Source organism: Sphingomonas sp. (genome assembly GCF_965227385.1).
GTDB lineage: Bacteria > Pseudomonadota > Alphaproteobacteria > Sphingomonadales > Sphingomonadaceae > Sphingomonas.
Map to the genome: position 1 here is coordinate 2277353 of NZ_OZ245750.1, position 15058 is coordinate 2292410.

Here is a 15058-nt window from a genome sequence, read left to right on the forward strand (position 1 = left end):
CAATGTCCGACTCATTCCTTGGCCTCGACGAACCACCGCAGCCGCGCGACAGCGTGTATCGCGTGCTTGCGCGCAAATACCGGCCGCAGACTTTTGCCGAGCTGATCGGGCAGGATGCGATGGTGCAGACGCTGGGGAACGCGATCCGGCGCGACCGGCTGGCGCATGCGTTTTTGCTGACCGGGGTGCGCGGGGTCGGCAAGACGTCGACCGCGCGGCTGATCGCCAAGGCGCTCAACTGCATCGGCCCGGACGGGCAGGGCGGGCCGACGATCGATCCGTGCGGGGTGTGCGAGCCGTGCCGCGCGATTGCCGAAGGGCGGCATATCGACGTGATCGAGATGGATGCCGCCAGCCATACCGGCGTCGACGATGTGCGCGAGATCATCGATGCATCGCGCTATTCGGCGGTTTCGGCGCGGTACAAGATCTACATCATCGACGAAGTGCACATGCTGTCGAAGAACGCGTTCAACGCGCTTCTGAAGACGCTGGAAGAGCCGCCGGGGCATGTGAAATTCCTGTTCGCGACGACCGAGGTGCAGAAGGTGCCGGTGACGGTGCTGTCGCGGTGCCAGCGGTTCGACCTTCGGCGGATTCCGGCGGAAAAGCTCGCGGCGCATTTCGGCGAGGTGGTCGAGAAGGAAGGCGCGCAGGCAGAGCCCGAGGCGCTGGCGATGATCGCGCGCGCGGCGGAAGGATCGGCGCGCGACGGCCTCTCGATCCTCGACCAGGCGATTGCCCATGCCGGGATGGAGGGCGGGGCAGTCACGGCCGACGCAGTGCGCGACATGCTGGGCCTGTCCGACCGCAATGCGATCCGCGACTTGTTCGCTCTGGTGATCGCGGGCGATGCCGCGGGCGCGCTGGCGGCGCTGCGCGGGCAATATGATCTGGGCGTCGATCCGCAGGCGGTGCTGAAATCGCTGCTCGAGATGGTGCATCGCGTGACGCTGGCGAAGCTCGGCAATGCGGTGATCCCGGGACAGGCGACGGAGGAAAGCGCGGCGCTGGCCGAATGGGCGGGGAAGCTCGGCTTCCCGGCGCTCCACCGGCTGTGGCAGCTGCTGCTCAAGGGGCATGACGAGGTGATCCGCGCGGCGCTGCCGATCGAGGCGTGCGAAATGGCGCTGTTGCGCGTGATCCACGCATCGACCCTGCCCGATCCGGGCGAGCTGGCGCGCAAGATTGCCGAGGGGGCGCCGATGGGCGGCCCGGCTCCTGCCGCGACGCCATCGGCCCCCGCTGAAGCGCCCGCGCCGCGCAACATGGCCGAACTGGTCGAGCGACTGGCGGCGGCGCATGAGGAGCATCTTGCTGCGCGCGTGCGGAACCTTGTCCGCCCGATCCGGTTGGAAGAACCGGTGGTCGAGGTCAGCAGCCACGGGCTGCCCGCCGACCTGGTCCATGATTTCGAAAGCGTGCTGCGGCGCGTGCTGGGCAAGCGCTGGTCGCTGCGGGTCACCGATGCGCCGGGCCAGAAGACGTTGAACGAAGAGCGCGCGGAGCGCGAGGCGGCGGAGCGCGATGCCGTGCTGGCTTCGCCCGTGGTTGCCGCGGCGCTTGAAGCCTTTCCCGATGCCGAGCTGATCGGCTGGACCCGCGAAAACAGGAGGTTTGGGTGAAGAGTATCGAAGACATCATGGCGATGGCGCAGAACGTCCAGAACGAGCTGACCAAGGCGCAGGCCAACCTCGACGGGATCGAGGTCGAGGGCGCGTCGGGCGGCGGGCTGGTCAAGGTCAAGGCGAGCGCCAAGGGCCGGATCATCGGCGTCGATATCGACGAATCGCTGCTCGCGCCGTCGGAAAAGCAGATGCTGGAGGACCTGGTCGCGGCCGCGCTCAACGATGCACGGGCCAAGGCGGATGCGGCGGCGTCGGCGGAAATGTCGAAGCTTTCCAGCGGGATCCCTCTGCCCCCCGGATTCAAGCTGCCGTTCTGAAACACCTGAACATTTCACAACGGGAACAATGGCTTGGTCCGCCGCGTTGGCCCGCCAATGTTCCTGTTGGGAGATGAGACATGGCTGAAGAACGGATTGTCGAGCGGACCGACGGCGTGACCGCCGAACGCGTGACCGAGCGCAACGCAGGTGGCGGCACCACGGTGATTGAGCGGCGCGGTGGTGGGGGCGGGCTGATCCTTGGGATCATCGCACTGGTGATCGTCGTGGTTGGCGCCTTCTACTTCCTCGGCAATAATTCCGAGAGCCGCAAGGATGCGGCAATCACCGAGGCCGCGCAGGCCGTCGGCGATACGGCGGAAAAGGCCGGCGACGCGATCGACAAGGCGGTTCCTGCGGAGAAAAAATAAGACCTGCTCACCCTCCTATCGTGTAGGAGGGGCGTAGGGAGGGCATGTCGGGTCGACTGACGTTTTGCCACTTCGGCGATCCGTCATGCCCTCTCCCTAGCGTAAGCAGGCGTCGAGGCCCTCGCGCTGGACGACGCCGATCCGCGCCGCGATCGAGTTACCATAGCGGCGGGTGAAGCCCTTAGGGGCGGTGGCCGCCCGCTTCTTGGGCAGCGGTAAGACCGCGGCGATGCGCGCCGCTTCGGCGCGGGTCAGGTTCCCGGCGCCCTTCTTGAAATACCGACGCGCGCCCGCTTCGGCGCCATAGGTGCCGATGCCGGTTTCGGCGACGTTCAGGTAAACTTCCATGATGCGGCGCTTGCCCCAAATATTCTCGATCAGGACAGCGAACCACGCTTCCAGCGCCTTGCGGAAATAGCCGCCGCCCTGCCACAGGAAGACATTCTTTGCCGTCTGCTGGCTGATCGTCGACCCGCCGCGCAGCACTTTCCCGCCCTGGGCATTGCGCAGCATCGCGGCGGCGATCGAGTCATAATCGAAGCCAGAGTGGGAGCAGAAGCTGCTGTCCTCTGCCGCGATCGCGGCGCGCGCCATGTCCGCGTCGATGCGCGACAGCGGCACCCATTTCTTGGTCATGCCATGGCCGGTGAAAATGTCGCCCATCATCGTCAGCGTGAAGGGCGGGGGTACGAAGCGGTACAGCGTAACCATCGCCACCGAAACCAGCACGAACGCCAGTGCGCCCTTGAACAGCCAGCCGATCATGCGGCGGGCGATCGGCTTGCGCGGCTTTTTGGGTTTCACGGGCTGGATACCGATTCCGTCGAGATGGCCGAGATCGGGCAGGGGACGCGGACCGAGCGGCGGACCCGGGCGTGGTACACCCGGCGTCGAGCCGCCCGTATCACGATCGTCCTGCTGCACCCGTCCCGCGGCCGAACGCTCAGCCGACCGTCAGCAACCGGCGGTCGCCCGCCAGGCGCATCATCGCCTTTTGCAGCTTTTCGAACGCCCGAACCTCGATCTGGCGGACGCGTTCGCGGCTGACGCCATAGACCTGGCTCAGCTCTTCGAGCGTCTTGGGATCGTCGGTCAGGCGGCGTTCGGTGAGGATGTGCTTCTCACGCTCGTTGAGCTCGTCCATCGCCTCGATCAGCATGCCGTGGCGGACATCGGCCTCCTGCGCCTCGGCAACAACCTCGTCCTGCAGGGCGCTGTCGTCCTGCAGCCAGTCCTGCCACTGGCTTTCGCCATCCTCGCGCATCGGCACGTTGAGCGACGTGTCGCCGCCCATCGCCATGCGGCGGTTCATCGACGTGACCTCTTCCTCGGTCACGCCCAGATCCTTGGCGATCTTGGCCAGATCCTCGGGCTTAAGGTCGCCATCCTCGAACGCATCGAGCTTGGCCTTCATCCGGCGGAGGTTGAAGAACAGCTTCTTCTGCGCGGCGGTGGTGCCCATCTTGACGAGCGACCAGCTGCGCAGGATGAATTCCTGGATCGATGCGCGGATCCACCACATCGCGTAGGTGGCGAGGCGGAAGCCGCGATCGGGCTCGAACTTCTTCACGCCCTGCATCAGGCCGATATTGCCTTCGGAAATCAGCTCACTGACCGGGAGGCCGTAGCCGCGATAGCCCATCGCGATCTTCGCCACGAGGCGCAGATGCGAGGTGACCAGCTGCGCGGCCGCTTCGGGGTCGCCATGCTCCTGAAAGCGCTTCGCGAGCATATATTCCTGCTCGGGCGCGAGGATCGGAAACTTCTTGATCTCCGCCAGATAGCGGTTGAGGCTCGCCTCTCCGCCAAGTGCCGGGATCGTCGCCGGGACGTTGCTTCCGCTGGCCATGGTAACTCTACTCCCTTTGTCTGGGCTTCCCCCCTTCATAGGCGGGGACGCCGGTGGACCCTCATTGCGACGGGCCAAAATCTATACGTCGAGCTTATCCTTCAGTTCCTGCATGTCCGCAGGCATTTCGCTATCGAACGCCAAAGCGTTACTATGGATCGGATGGATGAACCCCAACCGGGCGGCGTGCAAGGCCTGGCGGTGGAAACCCAAGGTTTCCAGCACCTCCCGGTGTTCCTTCTTCGTTCTACCATAAACCGGGTCGCCGATCAACGGATGACCCAGCGACGCCATGTGCACGCGCACCTGATGCGTGCGCCCGGTTTCGAGCCGGCATTCGACCAGCGCCGCCTCGTACAGCGGCTTCACCAGCGTCCAGTGGGTGACCGCGCGCTTGCCACCCGGCTGGATGGCGATCTTCTTGCGGTTTTGCGGCGAGCGCGCAAGCGGCGCATCCACGGATCCGCCTGACAGTTTCGGTCGGCCCGAAACGATCGCCTGATAGCGGCGGTCGATCGAATGATCCTTGAACTGGCGGGCGAGGCCGACATGTGCGCGATCGGTCTTCGCCGCGACCATCAGGCCCGAGGTGTCCTTGTCGATGCGGTGGACGATGCCGGGTCGCGCGACCCCGCCGATGCCCGACAGGCTGCCCTGGCAATGGTGGAGCAGCGCGTTGACCAGCGTCCCGTCGAAATTGCCCGCTGCGGGGTGGACGACCAGCCCCGCCTGTTTGTCGATGACGATCAGATGCTCGTCCTCGAACACCACGTTGAGCGCGATGTCCTGCGCCTCGTTATGCGCGGGTTCGGGGTCGGGGACGTTGAGCGTGAACAGCGCGCCGCCGGGCGCCTTCTTCTTCGGGTCGCGGATCAGACCATCGGGGCCGGTGACGTTCCCGGTGGAGATCAGCGCCTTGATCCGCTCACGCGACAGCGTGGGGAGCGCATCCGCCAAAGCCCGGTCGAGCCGCCAGCCATCCGCTGCATCCGCGATCCGCGCTTCGAGTGTGGAAACCCCCCGGTTCATTGCGCTACGCAGATGGGCATGGGTTTGCGGATTTCAAGCTGTGTTATCGATGTAATTCAGCAGGCGGCAGCGGAAGCCGCGCCGCTGGAGGCGTGCGGGTTGCTGTTCGGTGCCGACAGGGTCGAGCGGGCGAGCGTGACGGACAATGTTGCGGACGATCCGGCGCGGCGGTTTGAGATCGATCCGGGCGCGCTGATCGCGGCGTTGAAGGCGGAGCGTGCGGGCGCGGAGCGGATGATCGGATACTGGCACTCACACCCCTCGGGCGACGCGACCCCGTCCGCGACCGATGCTGCGATGGCAGCGGCGGATGGGAAGATTTGGGTCATCGTCGCGGGGGACGCCGTGACAGCATGGCGCGCAGGGGCGAGCGGGCTGCATGGGCGGTTCGAGCGGGTGGACTTGGTCTGACCGGTCGAAGAAGCCCGGCCCCGGCGCAAGGCCGGGGCGACGGGGATCAATGTTGCGCGCCCTTCACCATCGCAGTCAGCTGCGCGAGTGTCGCGTCGAAGCGGCCGTCGGCCTCGGCATAGCGCAGCGGCTTTACGCGCTCGACCAGGATTTCCTGTGGCGTCGGCTCCTGCCCGAACAGGGCCATCACTTCGTCTGCGAAGTCGTCGAGCGGCTGATAGGCGGGACGCTCGCGCTGGCCCGGGGTGAGGTCAGTCTGCACCGCGGGCGGGGCAAGTTCGATCACTTCCACCGATCCCGCCAGCGCGTCGCGCAGCGAGAGCGTGTAGCTGTGGATCGCCGCCTTGGTCGCGCTGTAGGTTGCGGCGATGACCAACGGCACGAAGGCGAGGCCGGAGGTGACGTTGACGATTGCCGCGTCGTCCTGCGCCTTCAGATGATCGACCAGCGCGTTGGTCAGGCGGATCGGGCCGAGCAGGTTGGTGGTGATCGTCGCCTCGGCATCGCTCAGGTCGCGGCGCGCGGAAAGGCCCTCGTAGCGCATGATCCCGGCATTGTTGATCAGCACGTTGAGGTTCGGGTGCGCGGCAATGACCTCGGCGGCGAACGCCTCGATCGCTTCGGCGCTGTCGATGTCGAGCGTCATGGCGTGCATGTTTGCGCGACCGGCGATCGCGGCGTCGAGCGCGTCGCGGCGGCGGCCGGCGACGATCACGGTGTTGCCCGCATCGTGCAGGCGATGGGCGAGCGCTTCGCCGATCCCCGACCCGCCGCCGGTGATGAGGATGGTGTTGCCGGACTGTTTCATCTGCGTCTCCATGGAAGGTGGTGACGGGGATTTAGGGCAGCGCTATCGATACGAAAGAAGGCACCCGAAAGAATTATACTTACCAAAAAGAGAGTGTGGACGATGAGCGATGGCGATTGGCATGCGAGCGACCCGCGCGTCGATGCGCTAGTCTATGAACTGATCGGCGCGGTCGCCGACAAATGGACGATGCTGCTGCTCGAAACGCTCGATGAAGGCGGCGAGATGCGCTTCACCCAGATTTCGCGCGCGATCCCCGGGATCAGCCAGAAGATGCTGACGCAAACGCTGCGGCGGATGGAGCGCGACGGGCTGGTGACGCGCACGGTCCACGCGGTAGTGCCGCCGCGCGTGGACTATCGCCTGACACCGCTGGGCGAGAGCCTGGGCGAGGCGTTTTGCGGGGTGTGGCTGTGGGCGGAGGCGAATCTCGACGCCGTGTCGAAGGCGCGCGCGGGGTTTGACGGGCGATAATCCTCCCCCGCCCGGGGGAGGATCTGCCGGTGCTCAATCCCCCTTCGGTCCCAGATAGTCCGCGCCGTACACCGCCTTGCGGATGTCGGTGTGGAGCGTGCCGTCGAAGGGGAAGGTCTGGACGAAGAACACCACCGCCATGTTATTCGCTGGATCGACCCAGAACAGCGTGCTCGCCGCGCCGTCCCAGAAGAATTCGCCGACTGCGCCACGGTTGCGGTCGGGCGTGGCGGGGCGGGCGGTGCGGACGGCGAAGTTGACGCCGAAGCCGCCGTCGATCTTGCCCGGCAGCCATTCGCGTTCCTTGATCGCGGGATCGAGCATGTCGGTCGCCATCAGCCGGATCGTCGCGGGCTTGAGCAGGCGGGCGCCGTCCAGCTCGCCGCCGTTCAGCAACATCCGCGCAAAGCGCATGTAATCGTCGATCGGCGCGACGATGCCCGCGCCGCCCATCGTCAGTGGCACGCCGGGAAAGTTGCGCTCGCGCATCGCCGCCTCGGGCTGGCGGGTCATGCCGGTTGGCCCCTTCACATAGGTTGCGGCGAAGCGGGGGAGGCGGTCCATCGGCTGGTGCCAGCCGGCCTCGCGCATCTTGAGCGGGTCGAAAATGTGCTTCTGGACATAGTCGGTGAACTTCATGCCGCTGAGGCGCTCGACCAGCAGCGCCTGGACGTCGACCGACACGCTGTAATGCCATTCGGTGCCGGGTTCGGAGAGCAGGGGCACCTTGGCCAAGCGGCGGCCGAATTCGGCCAGCGTGTTCTGCGGGTTAAGCGGATCGGCGGCGGCGAACGCCTTGTGCGCCGCTGTCGGTCCGTCGCCATAGGCAAAGCCGGCGGTGTGGCGCAGCACGTCGCGGATGGTGATCGGGCGGCTGGCGGCGCGCCACAGCGGCTTGCCATCGGGGCCGGTGCCGTCCTGAACCTGCATATTCGCGAAATCGGGAAGGTAACGGGCGAGCGGATCGTCGAGGCGGAACTTGCCCTGTTCCCACAGCTGCATCAGCGCAACGCCGGTCACGGGCTTGGTCATCGAGTAGATTTGTACCAGCGTGTCGCGGACGAATGGGCGGTTCGCCTCACGATCGGCGACACCACGCGCGGCGAAATGCACCTCGCGCCCGTCCTTCCACACCAGGACCGAGCCGCCGACCGCGCGACCGTCCGCGATCATCTTCGCCAGCATCGCGTCGATCCGCTTGGTATCGAGCTTCACCGCGTCGGTGGCTGTCGCACGCGTCTGGGCGAGTGCCGGTGCCGCCGGGGCCGCAAGTGCAAGGGCGGTCAACGCTGTCATCATATGCCGCATTCATAATCTCCCGATCGAATTGCGGCGGACGCTAGCGGCGAATGGTCCGCTTGCGAAGAGGGTGCGCTTGCAGCGGCGGCGCGGCTGGGCCAAAGGAGGCGCATGAACATTTCGCCGACCGATTTTGCCAGCCTGCTCTGCTCGCGCCTGTGCCACGACCTGTTGAGCCCGGTGGGCGCGCTCAACAACGGCCTTGAGCTGCTCGCCGACGAGCATGATCCAGAGATGCGCGCGCGCTGCCTGGAACTGCTGGCGGAGAGCGCAAAGGCGAGCGCGAACAAGCTGAAATTCTTTCGCCTGGCGTTTGGCGCGGCGGGGGGCTTTGGCGATACCGTCGACACGCGTGAGGCGCAGGCGGCGATCGACGGGCTGTTCGGCGACAATCACCGCGTGTCGATCGGCTGGATGGTCGAGGATCCGGTGCTGCCCAAACAGGTGATCAAGGTGCTGCTCAACCTCGCGCTGATCGGCGGCGACGCGCTGGTGCGCGGCGGACAGCTGGATATCGGTGCCGAGGCGCGCGACGATATGGTCGAGATCGTGGTGCGCGCGCAGGGGCCGCGCATCGTGCTGGACGGCGAGCTGCGCGGCGCGCTGAGCGGCGACACTGGCGATTCGCCGGTGACCCCGCGCGCGGCGGCGGCGTATCTGGTGCACCAGTTGGTGACGCAGGGCGGCGGCGAGCTGCAGGTGTCGCCGCCCGACGCCGACGTGCTGCTGTTCGGGGCAGCGTTCAAGGTAGCCTGATGAGCGAAGTCCGCGTCGCGGCGCTGTACCAGTTTACCCGGTTCGACGATCCGGCGGCCATCAAGGGCCCGCTGCTCGACCTGTGCGTCGCGCAGGGGGTGAAAGGCACGCTGCTGCTGGCGCGTGAGGGGATCAACGGGACGATCGCGGGGAGCGATGCTGCGATCGACGCGGTGCTGGCGCATGTCCGTGCGCTGCCCGGCTGCGCCGCGATCGACGTCAAATTCTCGCACGCCGCCGCAATGCCGTTCCACCGGATGAAGGTGCGCCTCAAGCGCGAAATCGTGACGATGGGGCAGCCGGACATCGATCCGCTTGCCGGGGTGGGCCATTACGTCGCACCGGCCGAATGGAACGACCTGATCGCCGATCCCGACACGGTGCTGATCGACACCCGCAACGATTATGAGGTGGCCATCGGCACCTTTCGCGGGGCGATCGATCCGCGGACGCGCAGCTTCAGCGAGTTTCCCGACTGGTTCCGCGCCAAGCGCGCGGAGATCGAGGCGGAGGGGCGCACGCCCAAGATCGCGATGTTCTGCACCGGGGGCATCCGCTGCGAGAAATCCACCGCGTTCGCCAAAGCGGAAGGGGTGGAGCAGGTCTATCACCTCAAGGGCGGCATCCTCGCCTATCTGGAGCAGGTGCCGCAGGATCGCAGCCTGTGGGACGGCGAATGCTTTGTGTTCGACGAGCGGGTGGCGGTGAAGCACGGGCTTGAGGTCGGCGAGCATGTGTTGTGCCGCGCGTGCCGCATGCCAGTGAGCCCGGAGGCGCGGCAGTCGGCGGACTATGTCGAGGGGGTGAACTGCCCTGCCTGTATCGGCACCCGCACCGAGGAACAGCGCGCCAGTTATGCCGAGCGACACCGCCAGGCGCTGTTGGCGGCGCAGCGCGGCGAGGCGCATGTCGGGGCGGTGTTTCCGGAGCCTGACGCTGACTGACCCGATCCTCTACAGCTTTCGCCGCTGCCCCTATGCGATCCGGGCGCGGCTGGCACTGGCGGTGAGCGAAACGGCGGTCGAACATCGCGAGGTCAAGCTGCGCGACAAGCCGGCCGAAATGCTGGCCGCCTCGCCCAAGGGGACGGTGCCGGTGCTGGTGCTGCCCGATGGCAAGGTGATCGACGAGAGCCTCGACATCATGCGCTGGGCCCTGGCGCGCGACGATCCCGAAGACTGGCTGGCCGGCGAAGACCCGGCGCTGATCGCGGGGAATGACGGGGCATTCAAGCATCACCTCGACCGGTATAAATATACTGACCGCTATTCGGCGGACGGGGTCGATCACCGCGCGGCGGCGCTGGCGATCCTACACGGGCTTGAGGCGCGACTGGGTGAGCATGCGTATCTGCGCGGCGCGCGCTTTGGCCTGGCCGACGCGGCGATCCTGCCCTTCGTGCGCCAGTTCGCCGCGGTCGACCGCGACTGGTTCGCCGCGCAGGATCTGGCGCGGGTGCAACAGTGGCTGGAGGCGTTTCTCGGTTCCGCGCTGTTCGCGCGGGTGATGGTGGTGCGGAAGCCGTGGCCGCGTGGGGCTGCCGCCTGAGACTGTCGGCGTTTCGGGCGTGCGCCCGGGCAGCACTTTTCTCTGTCGATCCGAACAGGAAGCTTGGACAGGGCCCAGGGTCGCCGTGACTCCGGGAGTAAATTCATTACGGTATCAGAATGAGTGCATCGGACATTGTTTGCGGTAACCGTTTTTATTAACCGCCCGCGCCCATGCCGACGACCGAACCTGCACGCGCCGCCCTCCCCATGGACCTTGGCGACATCGGGGTCGCGCCCGGGGTGGCGTGCGGTGCGCTGCTTGCCGCTACGCGGCGTCAGTGCGAGATGGAGCTTGGCGACATCGCTCGCATCACGCGGTTTTCCGGACAGTTCATTGCCGCGATCGAAGAGGGCGATTACACCGAGTTCGCGGCACCGATCTATCTGCGCGGGGCAGTGCGCGGCTATGCCCGCGCCGTGGGCCTCGAGCCTGATGCGCTGATCAAGCTGCTGGATCGCGAGATCGCTGCACGACGGATCAGCTGGCGGCGGAGCGGCTGGCTGGCCTGAGCGCGGCCCGTTATCTCAATTCAGGCGCTGGGGGCGTGCTGCACGCGCGCCGCGCGTTGCCGCCAGGGGCGGGGGCGGCGCAGCACCTGGTCCAGCGCGGTGCAGCCAATGCCGCAGCGGTGCCGCTCGACCCGAGAGAACAACGTTGCCGTGCGCCCGGCGACCAGTTCCAGCGCCTCGACATATTCGGCGCTGGCGAGAAAACGGTCGGATGCCCGCACGCCATGGCCGCAGCGCTCGATCAGGTCCGCTTGCGCGGCATCCGACACGAGCCGGTAGACCGTCGAGCGCGAAATGCCGAGCAGCCGCGCCACATCCGCCATCGGCACGAACGCGCGTTCGGTAGCGTCCGGTACGGTATCGACCCGCGCGAACGGAGTTGTGCCCTGGGGCTGTTCATTGAGATGCGCGACGCTGGCCGAACAGACGAAATGGACCAGCAGCAATTCGGTGTAACGCAACCCGAAATGGTTCGACGTGCCCGCCATGATCAGGAACAGGTCGAGCGCAGCAAGGGCAAAACTGTTGTCGCAGGTCGCGATTTTCAGCGATGCCGTGTCGACGGCACCCAGCGCTTCCATCGTCGCAGCGGCACGGCGCAGCCTGCGGCCGAGGTCGACGCACCAGTCGGCCAGCGCGGGGGGCATCGATGCCGGCAGCGTCACACCGCTGGTGTCGCCGATCGCCAGCCAGCCCAGATCGGACATGCGCTGCACGTTGCGCCGCGCCGTTTCGAAGGGGAGGTCGAGTGACGCGGCGATGGCATTGATCGACGGGCCGCGCGCAACCGCGGGGGCTCGCATCCGGCGATCGATCAGGTCGCGCGTGACCGAAATCAGGATCGGAATGCAGACCATGCGCGCGCGGGCAAGCTGGGGCGGGAGTCGGTTGGCAAGATCGAGAGTGGCGGCAAACACCTCCTCGCTGAGGACACGCGTGACCAGCCGGCAATTGAGACGCATCCGGTCAAGTCGCGGCGCCATCGTCACCCCCTGTCCGTCAAGAGGCAGGCCCCCTGCCGACCCCTTGAAACGTGGATTCCAATTTTGAGTATAGGCAATTTGGCGGAGTGGGGATTCCGTGCAAATACGGGAGTACCGGGACGGTGCCGCATCACTACCGGTCATGGCGCGCCAGATACTTGGCGCGTCCGTCGCAGCGACATTCGGTCCGCGCGGCATGCGTCCTAACTGCCTGTTAACCGTGCCGGTGCCATGACCGCCGGGACGTGTGGGGGCGCCCGTGGACGATCTGTTACAGGAATTCATTGCCGAGACGCGGGAAACGCTGGAGGCGCTGTCGGGCGAGATCGTCGCCTGGGAGGCGTCGCCGCACGACCGTGAGCGGCTCGACGCCATTTTCCGCTTCGTTCACACGGTCAAGGGCAGCTGCGGCTTTCTCGATCTGCCCCGCCTTGCGCGCCTCAGCCATGCGGCCGAGGATGTGCTGGCGGACGTCCGCGCAGGTGAGCGGGTGCCGGATCGCGCACTGGTCAATGCCGTGCTAGGTGTGGTCGATCGGATCGGCGAGATTGTCGAAGCGATCGATGCGGGCGCGGCGCTGGACGATACCGGTGAGGATTTGCTGATTGCCGCGCTTGCGGGCGGCACCGCTGAAGTGGCGCAGCCGACCGCGCCCGTGGCGCAGCGCGCGCAGAGCCGCAGCGTGCGACTGAACGTCGACCTGCTCGACCGGATGATGAGCGGCATGTCCGACATGGTGCTCGCGCGGAACGAGCTGTCGCGCCGGTTGCGCAGCGCGGAAGTGGACCCGCAGGTCGAGGCAGCGCTGGAGCGGATGTCCGCCACCGTTGCCGATTTGCGCGACACGGTCACGCGCACGCGGATGCAGAAGATCGACGCGCTGTTCTCGGCATTGCCGCGCATGGTGCGCGATACCGCGGCGGGGCTGGGCAAATCGGTGCTGCTGCATGTCGAGGGTGCCGAAGTCGAGCTCGACCGCGAGATGATCGAGGTGCTGCGCGATCCGCTGGTCCATATCATCCGCAACTCGATCGATCACGGCATCGAGCACCCGACCGAGCGCCGCGCGGCGGGCAAGCGCGAAAACGGCCGCCTGACCGTGTCGGCGCGCCAGTCGGGCAACCAGATTGTCGTCGAAGTTTCCGACGACGGGCGCGGCATCGATGTCGAGCGGGTGATCCGCAAGCTGGCGGACAATGGCCGCGACGAGCGCGAACTGCGGTCGCTGGGCGAGCGCGCCAGGCTGGCGCTGATCTTCGAACCCGGCCTGTCGACCAAGGACGAAGTGACCGAGATTTCGGGGCGCGGCGTCGGCATGGACGTGGTGCGCGCCGCGATCGAACAGATTGGCGGGCGCGTCGAGCTGCACAACGATCCGGGCCGTGGCCTGCGCATCCTGATCCACGTTCCGCTGACGCTGTCGATCATCCCGACGATCGTCGTCGGCGCGGGCGGCCAGTCCTTTGCCATCCCGCGCCAGGCGATCGAGGAGATCGTCAGCGAGCGCAGCGACGCGATGCGGGTCGATCGCATCGGCAGCGCCTGGGTGGTGACGCTGCGCGACCGGCGGCTGCCGATGATCGTGCTGGCCGACCAGCTCGGCCTCACGCCCGTCGCGACCGGCAGCTATCCGATGGTCGCGATCGTCAGCATGGGCGAGGGCAGCTACGCGCTGCGCGTCGACGATGTGCTCGACAATGAGGAACTGGTGATCAAGCCTGCGGCGCCCGCGATCATGGCGACGGGCATCTATGCCGGGCAGACCCTGCCCGACAGCGGCAGTCCGATGCTGCTGCTCGATTGCGCAGGCCTGGCGCGCGATGCCGGGCTGCACTTCGAACGGGTGCGCGAGATCGAGGTCGAGGAGGAGGACGAGGCGGTCGACGACGGCGCGCTGGCCCTGGTGTTTGCCGATCTGGACGGTGCGCGACGCGCGGTGCCGCTGGAGGTCGTCGACCGGATCGAGAAGGTCGGCGCGGGCGCGATCCATCGCAGTGCGGGCCGCCTCCGGCTGACCATCGATGGCCGCATCGTGCCTGTCGCCGCGGTCGAAGGGGCCGATCCTGCCCGGACCGGGTCCATCCTGCGTCTGCGCGATGGGATCAGCGAGATCGCATATGCCATCGCCGAACCGGCAGATATCGTCGCGATGCCCGCGGAAATCGCGCCGGCAATGGCGCCCGGCCCCGTTGCCGGCGTCGCATTGATCGATGGCGAGCCGGTCGAACTGCTCGATCCGATGTGGCTGTTCGGCGAACATGGTGAGGCGGATGCGGACGGCGCGATCGCGCCGCTCTGCCTGTTGGGCGGCGGGGATACGGGGTGGCTCGGCACATTCATTCAACCGTTGCTGGAGGGCGCGGGCTACCGCGTCGTCAGCACATTGCCGCCGGGTGAGACGGCCCAGGTCGTGCTTACGCTGGACGCCGAGCCCGAAATTGGCGCAGCGGCACCGGTCGTGCGACTGCGCAGCCGCAAACGCGGCGGCAATGACGGAACCATCTATCGCTATGATCGCGCCGCGCTGCTCGGCGCGATTGCCGCAGCGGCGCAGGGAGGCATGCGATGAGCGAAGATCTGTTTCTGATCGCGCAGATCGCCGGGCAGTCGGTCGCGATCGATGCCAATCAGGTCGAATCGGTGGTCGACATCGGCAATATCGTCGCCGTGCCGCGGGCGCAGGGCCATGTCCGCGGGCTGGCGGCGCTGCGCAGCCGGGTGGTGACGGTCATCGACACGCGCGCGGCGCTGGGGCTGGAGCCGGGCGAGGGTACGGGCGGACGCGCGGTGATCACGCCGGTCGATGGCCATCATTATGCGATGCTGGTCGATGCGCTGGACGATGTCGCGCCATTCGTGCCGCAGCCGCTGTCCGCCGGGGTTCCCCTGTCAGGCATGTGGCAACAGGCCGGGCGCGGGCTGATCGAGCGCGACGGCGAGCCGATCCTGACCATCGACTTGGCGGCGCTGGTCCCGGGGCTGGTTGCGCCGACCACCTGACCCAGCATTAACGACCTACTTACGTATTTCTTCCATAAACGACCCTAGTGCCGCAGAACCGGGAAGCGTCTCG

At 66.8% G+C, this 15058-nt stretch carries 17 protein-coding genes; 11 read left to right on the top strand and 6 right to left on the bottom strand.

The window, feature by feature from the left end:
• The first annotated feature begins 2 nt into the window (after positions 1 to 2).
• The 3 genes from ACO05N_RS11095 (at position 3) to ACO05N_RS11105 (ending at position 2316) form a co-directional block, all read left to right on the top strand.
• Entirely contained in the window at positions 3 to 1625 is a 1623-nt protein-coding gene (locus tag ACO05N_RS11095; protein ID WP_422057146.1) for a DNA polymerase III subunit gamma/tau, read from the top strand.
• The gene (locus ACO05N_RS11100; RefSeq protein ID WP_224920576.1) at positions 1622 to 1945 is read left to right on the top strand and encodes a YbaB/EbfC family nucleoid-associated protein; all 324 of its coding nucleotides are present in this window, start codon (positions 1622 to 1624) and stop codon (positions 1943 to 1945) included. The genes ACO05N_RS11095 and ACO05N_RS11100 overlap by 4 nt, the downstream gene beginning before the upstream one ends.
• Before the next feature lie 80 nt (positions 1946 to 2025).
• Positions 2026 to 2316 carry a hypothetical protein gene (locus ACO05N_RS11105; RefSeq protein WP_422057147.1) on the top strand — a complete coding sequence of 97 codons (291 nt, stop codon included), beginning with the start codon at positions 2026 to 2028 and terminating at the stop codon, positions 2314 to 2316.
• A 96-nt stretch (positions 2317 to 2412) separates the two neighbouring features.
• On the opposite strand, the gene mtgA is transcribed toward ACO05N_RS11105, so the two are convergent.
• The 3 genes from mtgA to ACO05N_RS11120 form a co-directional block, all read right to left on the bottom strand.
• Positions 2413 to 3081, bottom strand: a complete 669-nt coding sequence (gene mtgA / locus ACO05N_RS11110) for a monofunctional biosynthetic peptidoglycan transglycosylase (RefSeq protein WP_422058741.1) — start codon at positions 3079 to 3081, stop codon at positions 2413 to 2415.
• A 178-nt stretch (positions 3082 to 3259) separates the two neighbouring features.
• Positions 3260 to 4165: an RNA polymerase sigma factor RpoH gene (gene rpoH, locus ACO05N_RS11115; protein ID WP_066660419.1), complete on the bottom strand. Its 906-nt coding sequence runs from the start codon at positions 4163 to 4165 to the stop codon at positions 3260 to 3262.
• An 81-nt stretch (positions 4166 to 4246) separates the two neighbouring features.
• The gene (locus ACO05N_RS11120) at positions 4247 to 5194 is read right to left on the bottom strand and encodes an RluA family pseudouridine synthase (RefSeq protein ID WP_422057148.1); all 948 of its coding nucleotides are present in this window, start codon (positions 5192 to 5194) and stop codon (positions 4247 to 4249) included.
• A gap of 18 nt (positions 5195 to 5212) precedes the next feature.
• Here ACO05N_RS11120 and ACO05N_RS11125 point away from each other — a divergent pair, with 18 nt between their 5' ends.
• On the top strand, positions 5213 to 5605 hold the full coding sequence (locus ACO05N_RS11125; RefSeq protein WP_422057149.1) for a Mov34/MPN/PAD-1 family protein: 393 nt from the start codon (positions 5213 to 5215) through the stop codon (positions 5603 to 5605).
• Positions 5606 to 5651: 46 nt separating this feature from the next.
• On the opposite strand, the gene ACO05N_RS11130 is transcribed toward ACO05N_RS11125, so the two are convergent.
• Positions 5652 to 6413 (bottom strand): SDR family oxidoreductase, encoded by a 762-nt coding sequence (locus tag ACO05N_RS11130; protein ID WP_422057150.1) that lies wholly within the window; start codon positions 6411 to 6413, stop codon positions 5652 to 5654.
• 102 nt (positions 6414 to 6515) lie between these two features.
• On the opposite strand from ACO05N_RS11130, the gene ACO05N_RS11135 reads away from it, so the two are divergent.
• Positions 6516 to 6887 carry a winged helix-turn-helix transcriptional regulator gene (locus ACO05N_RS11135; protein WP_422057151.1) on the top strand — a complete coding sequence of 124 codons (372 nt, stop codon included), beginning with the start codon at positions 6516 to 6518 and terminating at the stop codon, positions 6885 to 6887.
• Positions 6888 to 6920: 33 nt separating this feature from the next.
• Here the strand turns inward: ACO05N_RS11135 and ACO05N_RS11140 are convergent, their stop codons facing one another.
• Complete coding sequence (locus tag ACO05N_RS11140; protein WP_422057152.1) at positions 6921 to 8183, bottom strand: serine hydrolase domain-containing protein; 1263 nt, start codon at positions 8181 to 8183, stop codon at positions 6921 to 6923.
• A 114-nt stretch (positions 8184 to 8297) separates the two neighbouring features.
• Here ACO05N_RS11140 and ACO05N_RS11145 point away from each other — a divergent pair, with 114 nt between their 5' ends.
• The 4 genes from ACO05N_RS11145 to ACO05N_RS11160 all read left to right on the top strand — a co-directional run bounded on the left by ACO05N_RS11145 (position 8298) and on the right by ACO05N_RS11160 (position 11002).
• Entirely contained in the window at positions 8298 to 8942 is a 645-nt protein-coding gene (locus ACO05N_RS11145) for a histidine phosphotransferase family protein (protein WP_066655533.1), read from the top strand.
• Complete coding sequence (locus ACO05N_RS11150) at positions 8942 to 9886, top strand: rhodanese-related sulfurtransferase (protein ID WP_422057153.1); 945 nt, start codon at positions 8942 to 8944, stop codon at positions 9884 to 9886. Before ACO05N_RS11145 ends, ACO05N_RS11150 begins: the two co-directional genes overlap by 1 nt.
• Entirely contained in the window at positions 9849 to 10490 is a 642-nt protein-coding gene (locus tag ACO05N_RS11155) for a glutathione S-transferase (RefSeq protein ID WP_422057154.1), read from the top strand. The genes ACO05N_RS11150 and ACO05N_RS11155 overlap by 38 nt, the downstream gene beginning before the upstream one ends.
• A 173-nt stretch (positions 10491 to 10663) precedes the next feature.
• Positions 10664 to 11002 (top strand): helix-turn-helix domain-containing protein, encoded by a 339-nt coding sequence (locus ACO05N_RS11160; protein ID WP_422057155.1) that lies wholly within the window; start codon positions 10664 to 10666, stop codon positions 11000 to 11002.
• Positions 11003 to 11022: 20 nt separating this feature from the next.
• On the opposite strand, the gene ACO05N_RS11165 is transcribed toward ACO05N_RS11160, so the two are convergent.
• Entirely contained in the window at positions 11023 to 11985 is a 963-nt protein-coding gene (locus ACO05N_RS11165; protein ID WP_422057156.1) for a helix-turn-helix transcriptional regulator, read from the bottom strand.
• A gap of 259 nt (positions 11986 to 12244) precedes the next feature.
• Here ACO05N_RS11165 and ACO05N_RS11170 point away from each other — a divergent pair, with 259 nt between their 5' ends.
• Together ACO05N_RS11170 and ACO05N_RS11175 are read left to right on the top strand one after the other, a co-directional pair.
• A complete protein-coding gene (locus ACO05N_RS11170; protein ID WP_422057157.1) occupies positions 12245 to 14554 on the top strand; it encodes a chemotaxis protein CheA in 2310 nt (769 codons plus the stop codon).
• Positions 14551 to 14985, top strand: a complete 435-nt coding sequence (locus tag ACO05N_RS11175; protein WP_422057158.1) for a chemotaxis protein CheW — start codon at positions 14551 to 14553, stop codon at positions 14983 to 14985. Before ACO05N_RS11170 ends, ACO05N_RS11175 begins: the two co-directional genes overlap by 4 nt.
• Positions 14986 to 15058: the final 73 nt, after the last annotated feature.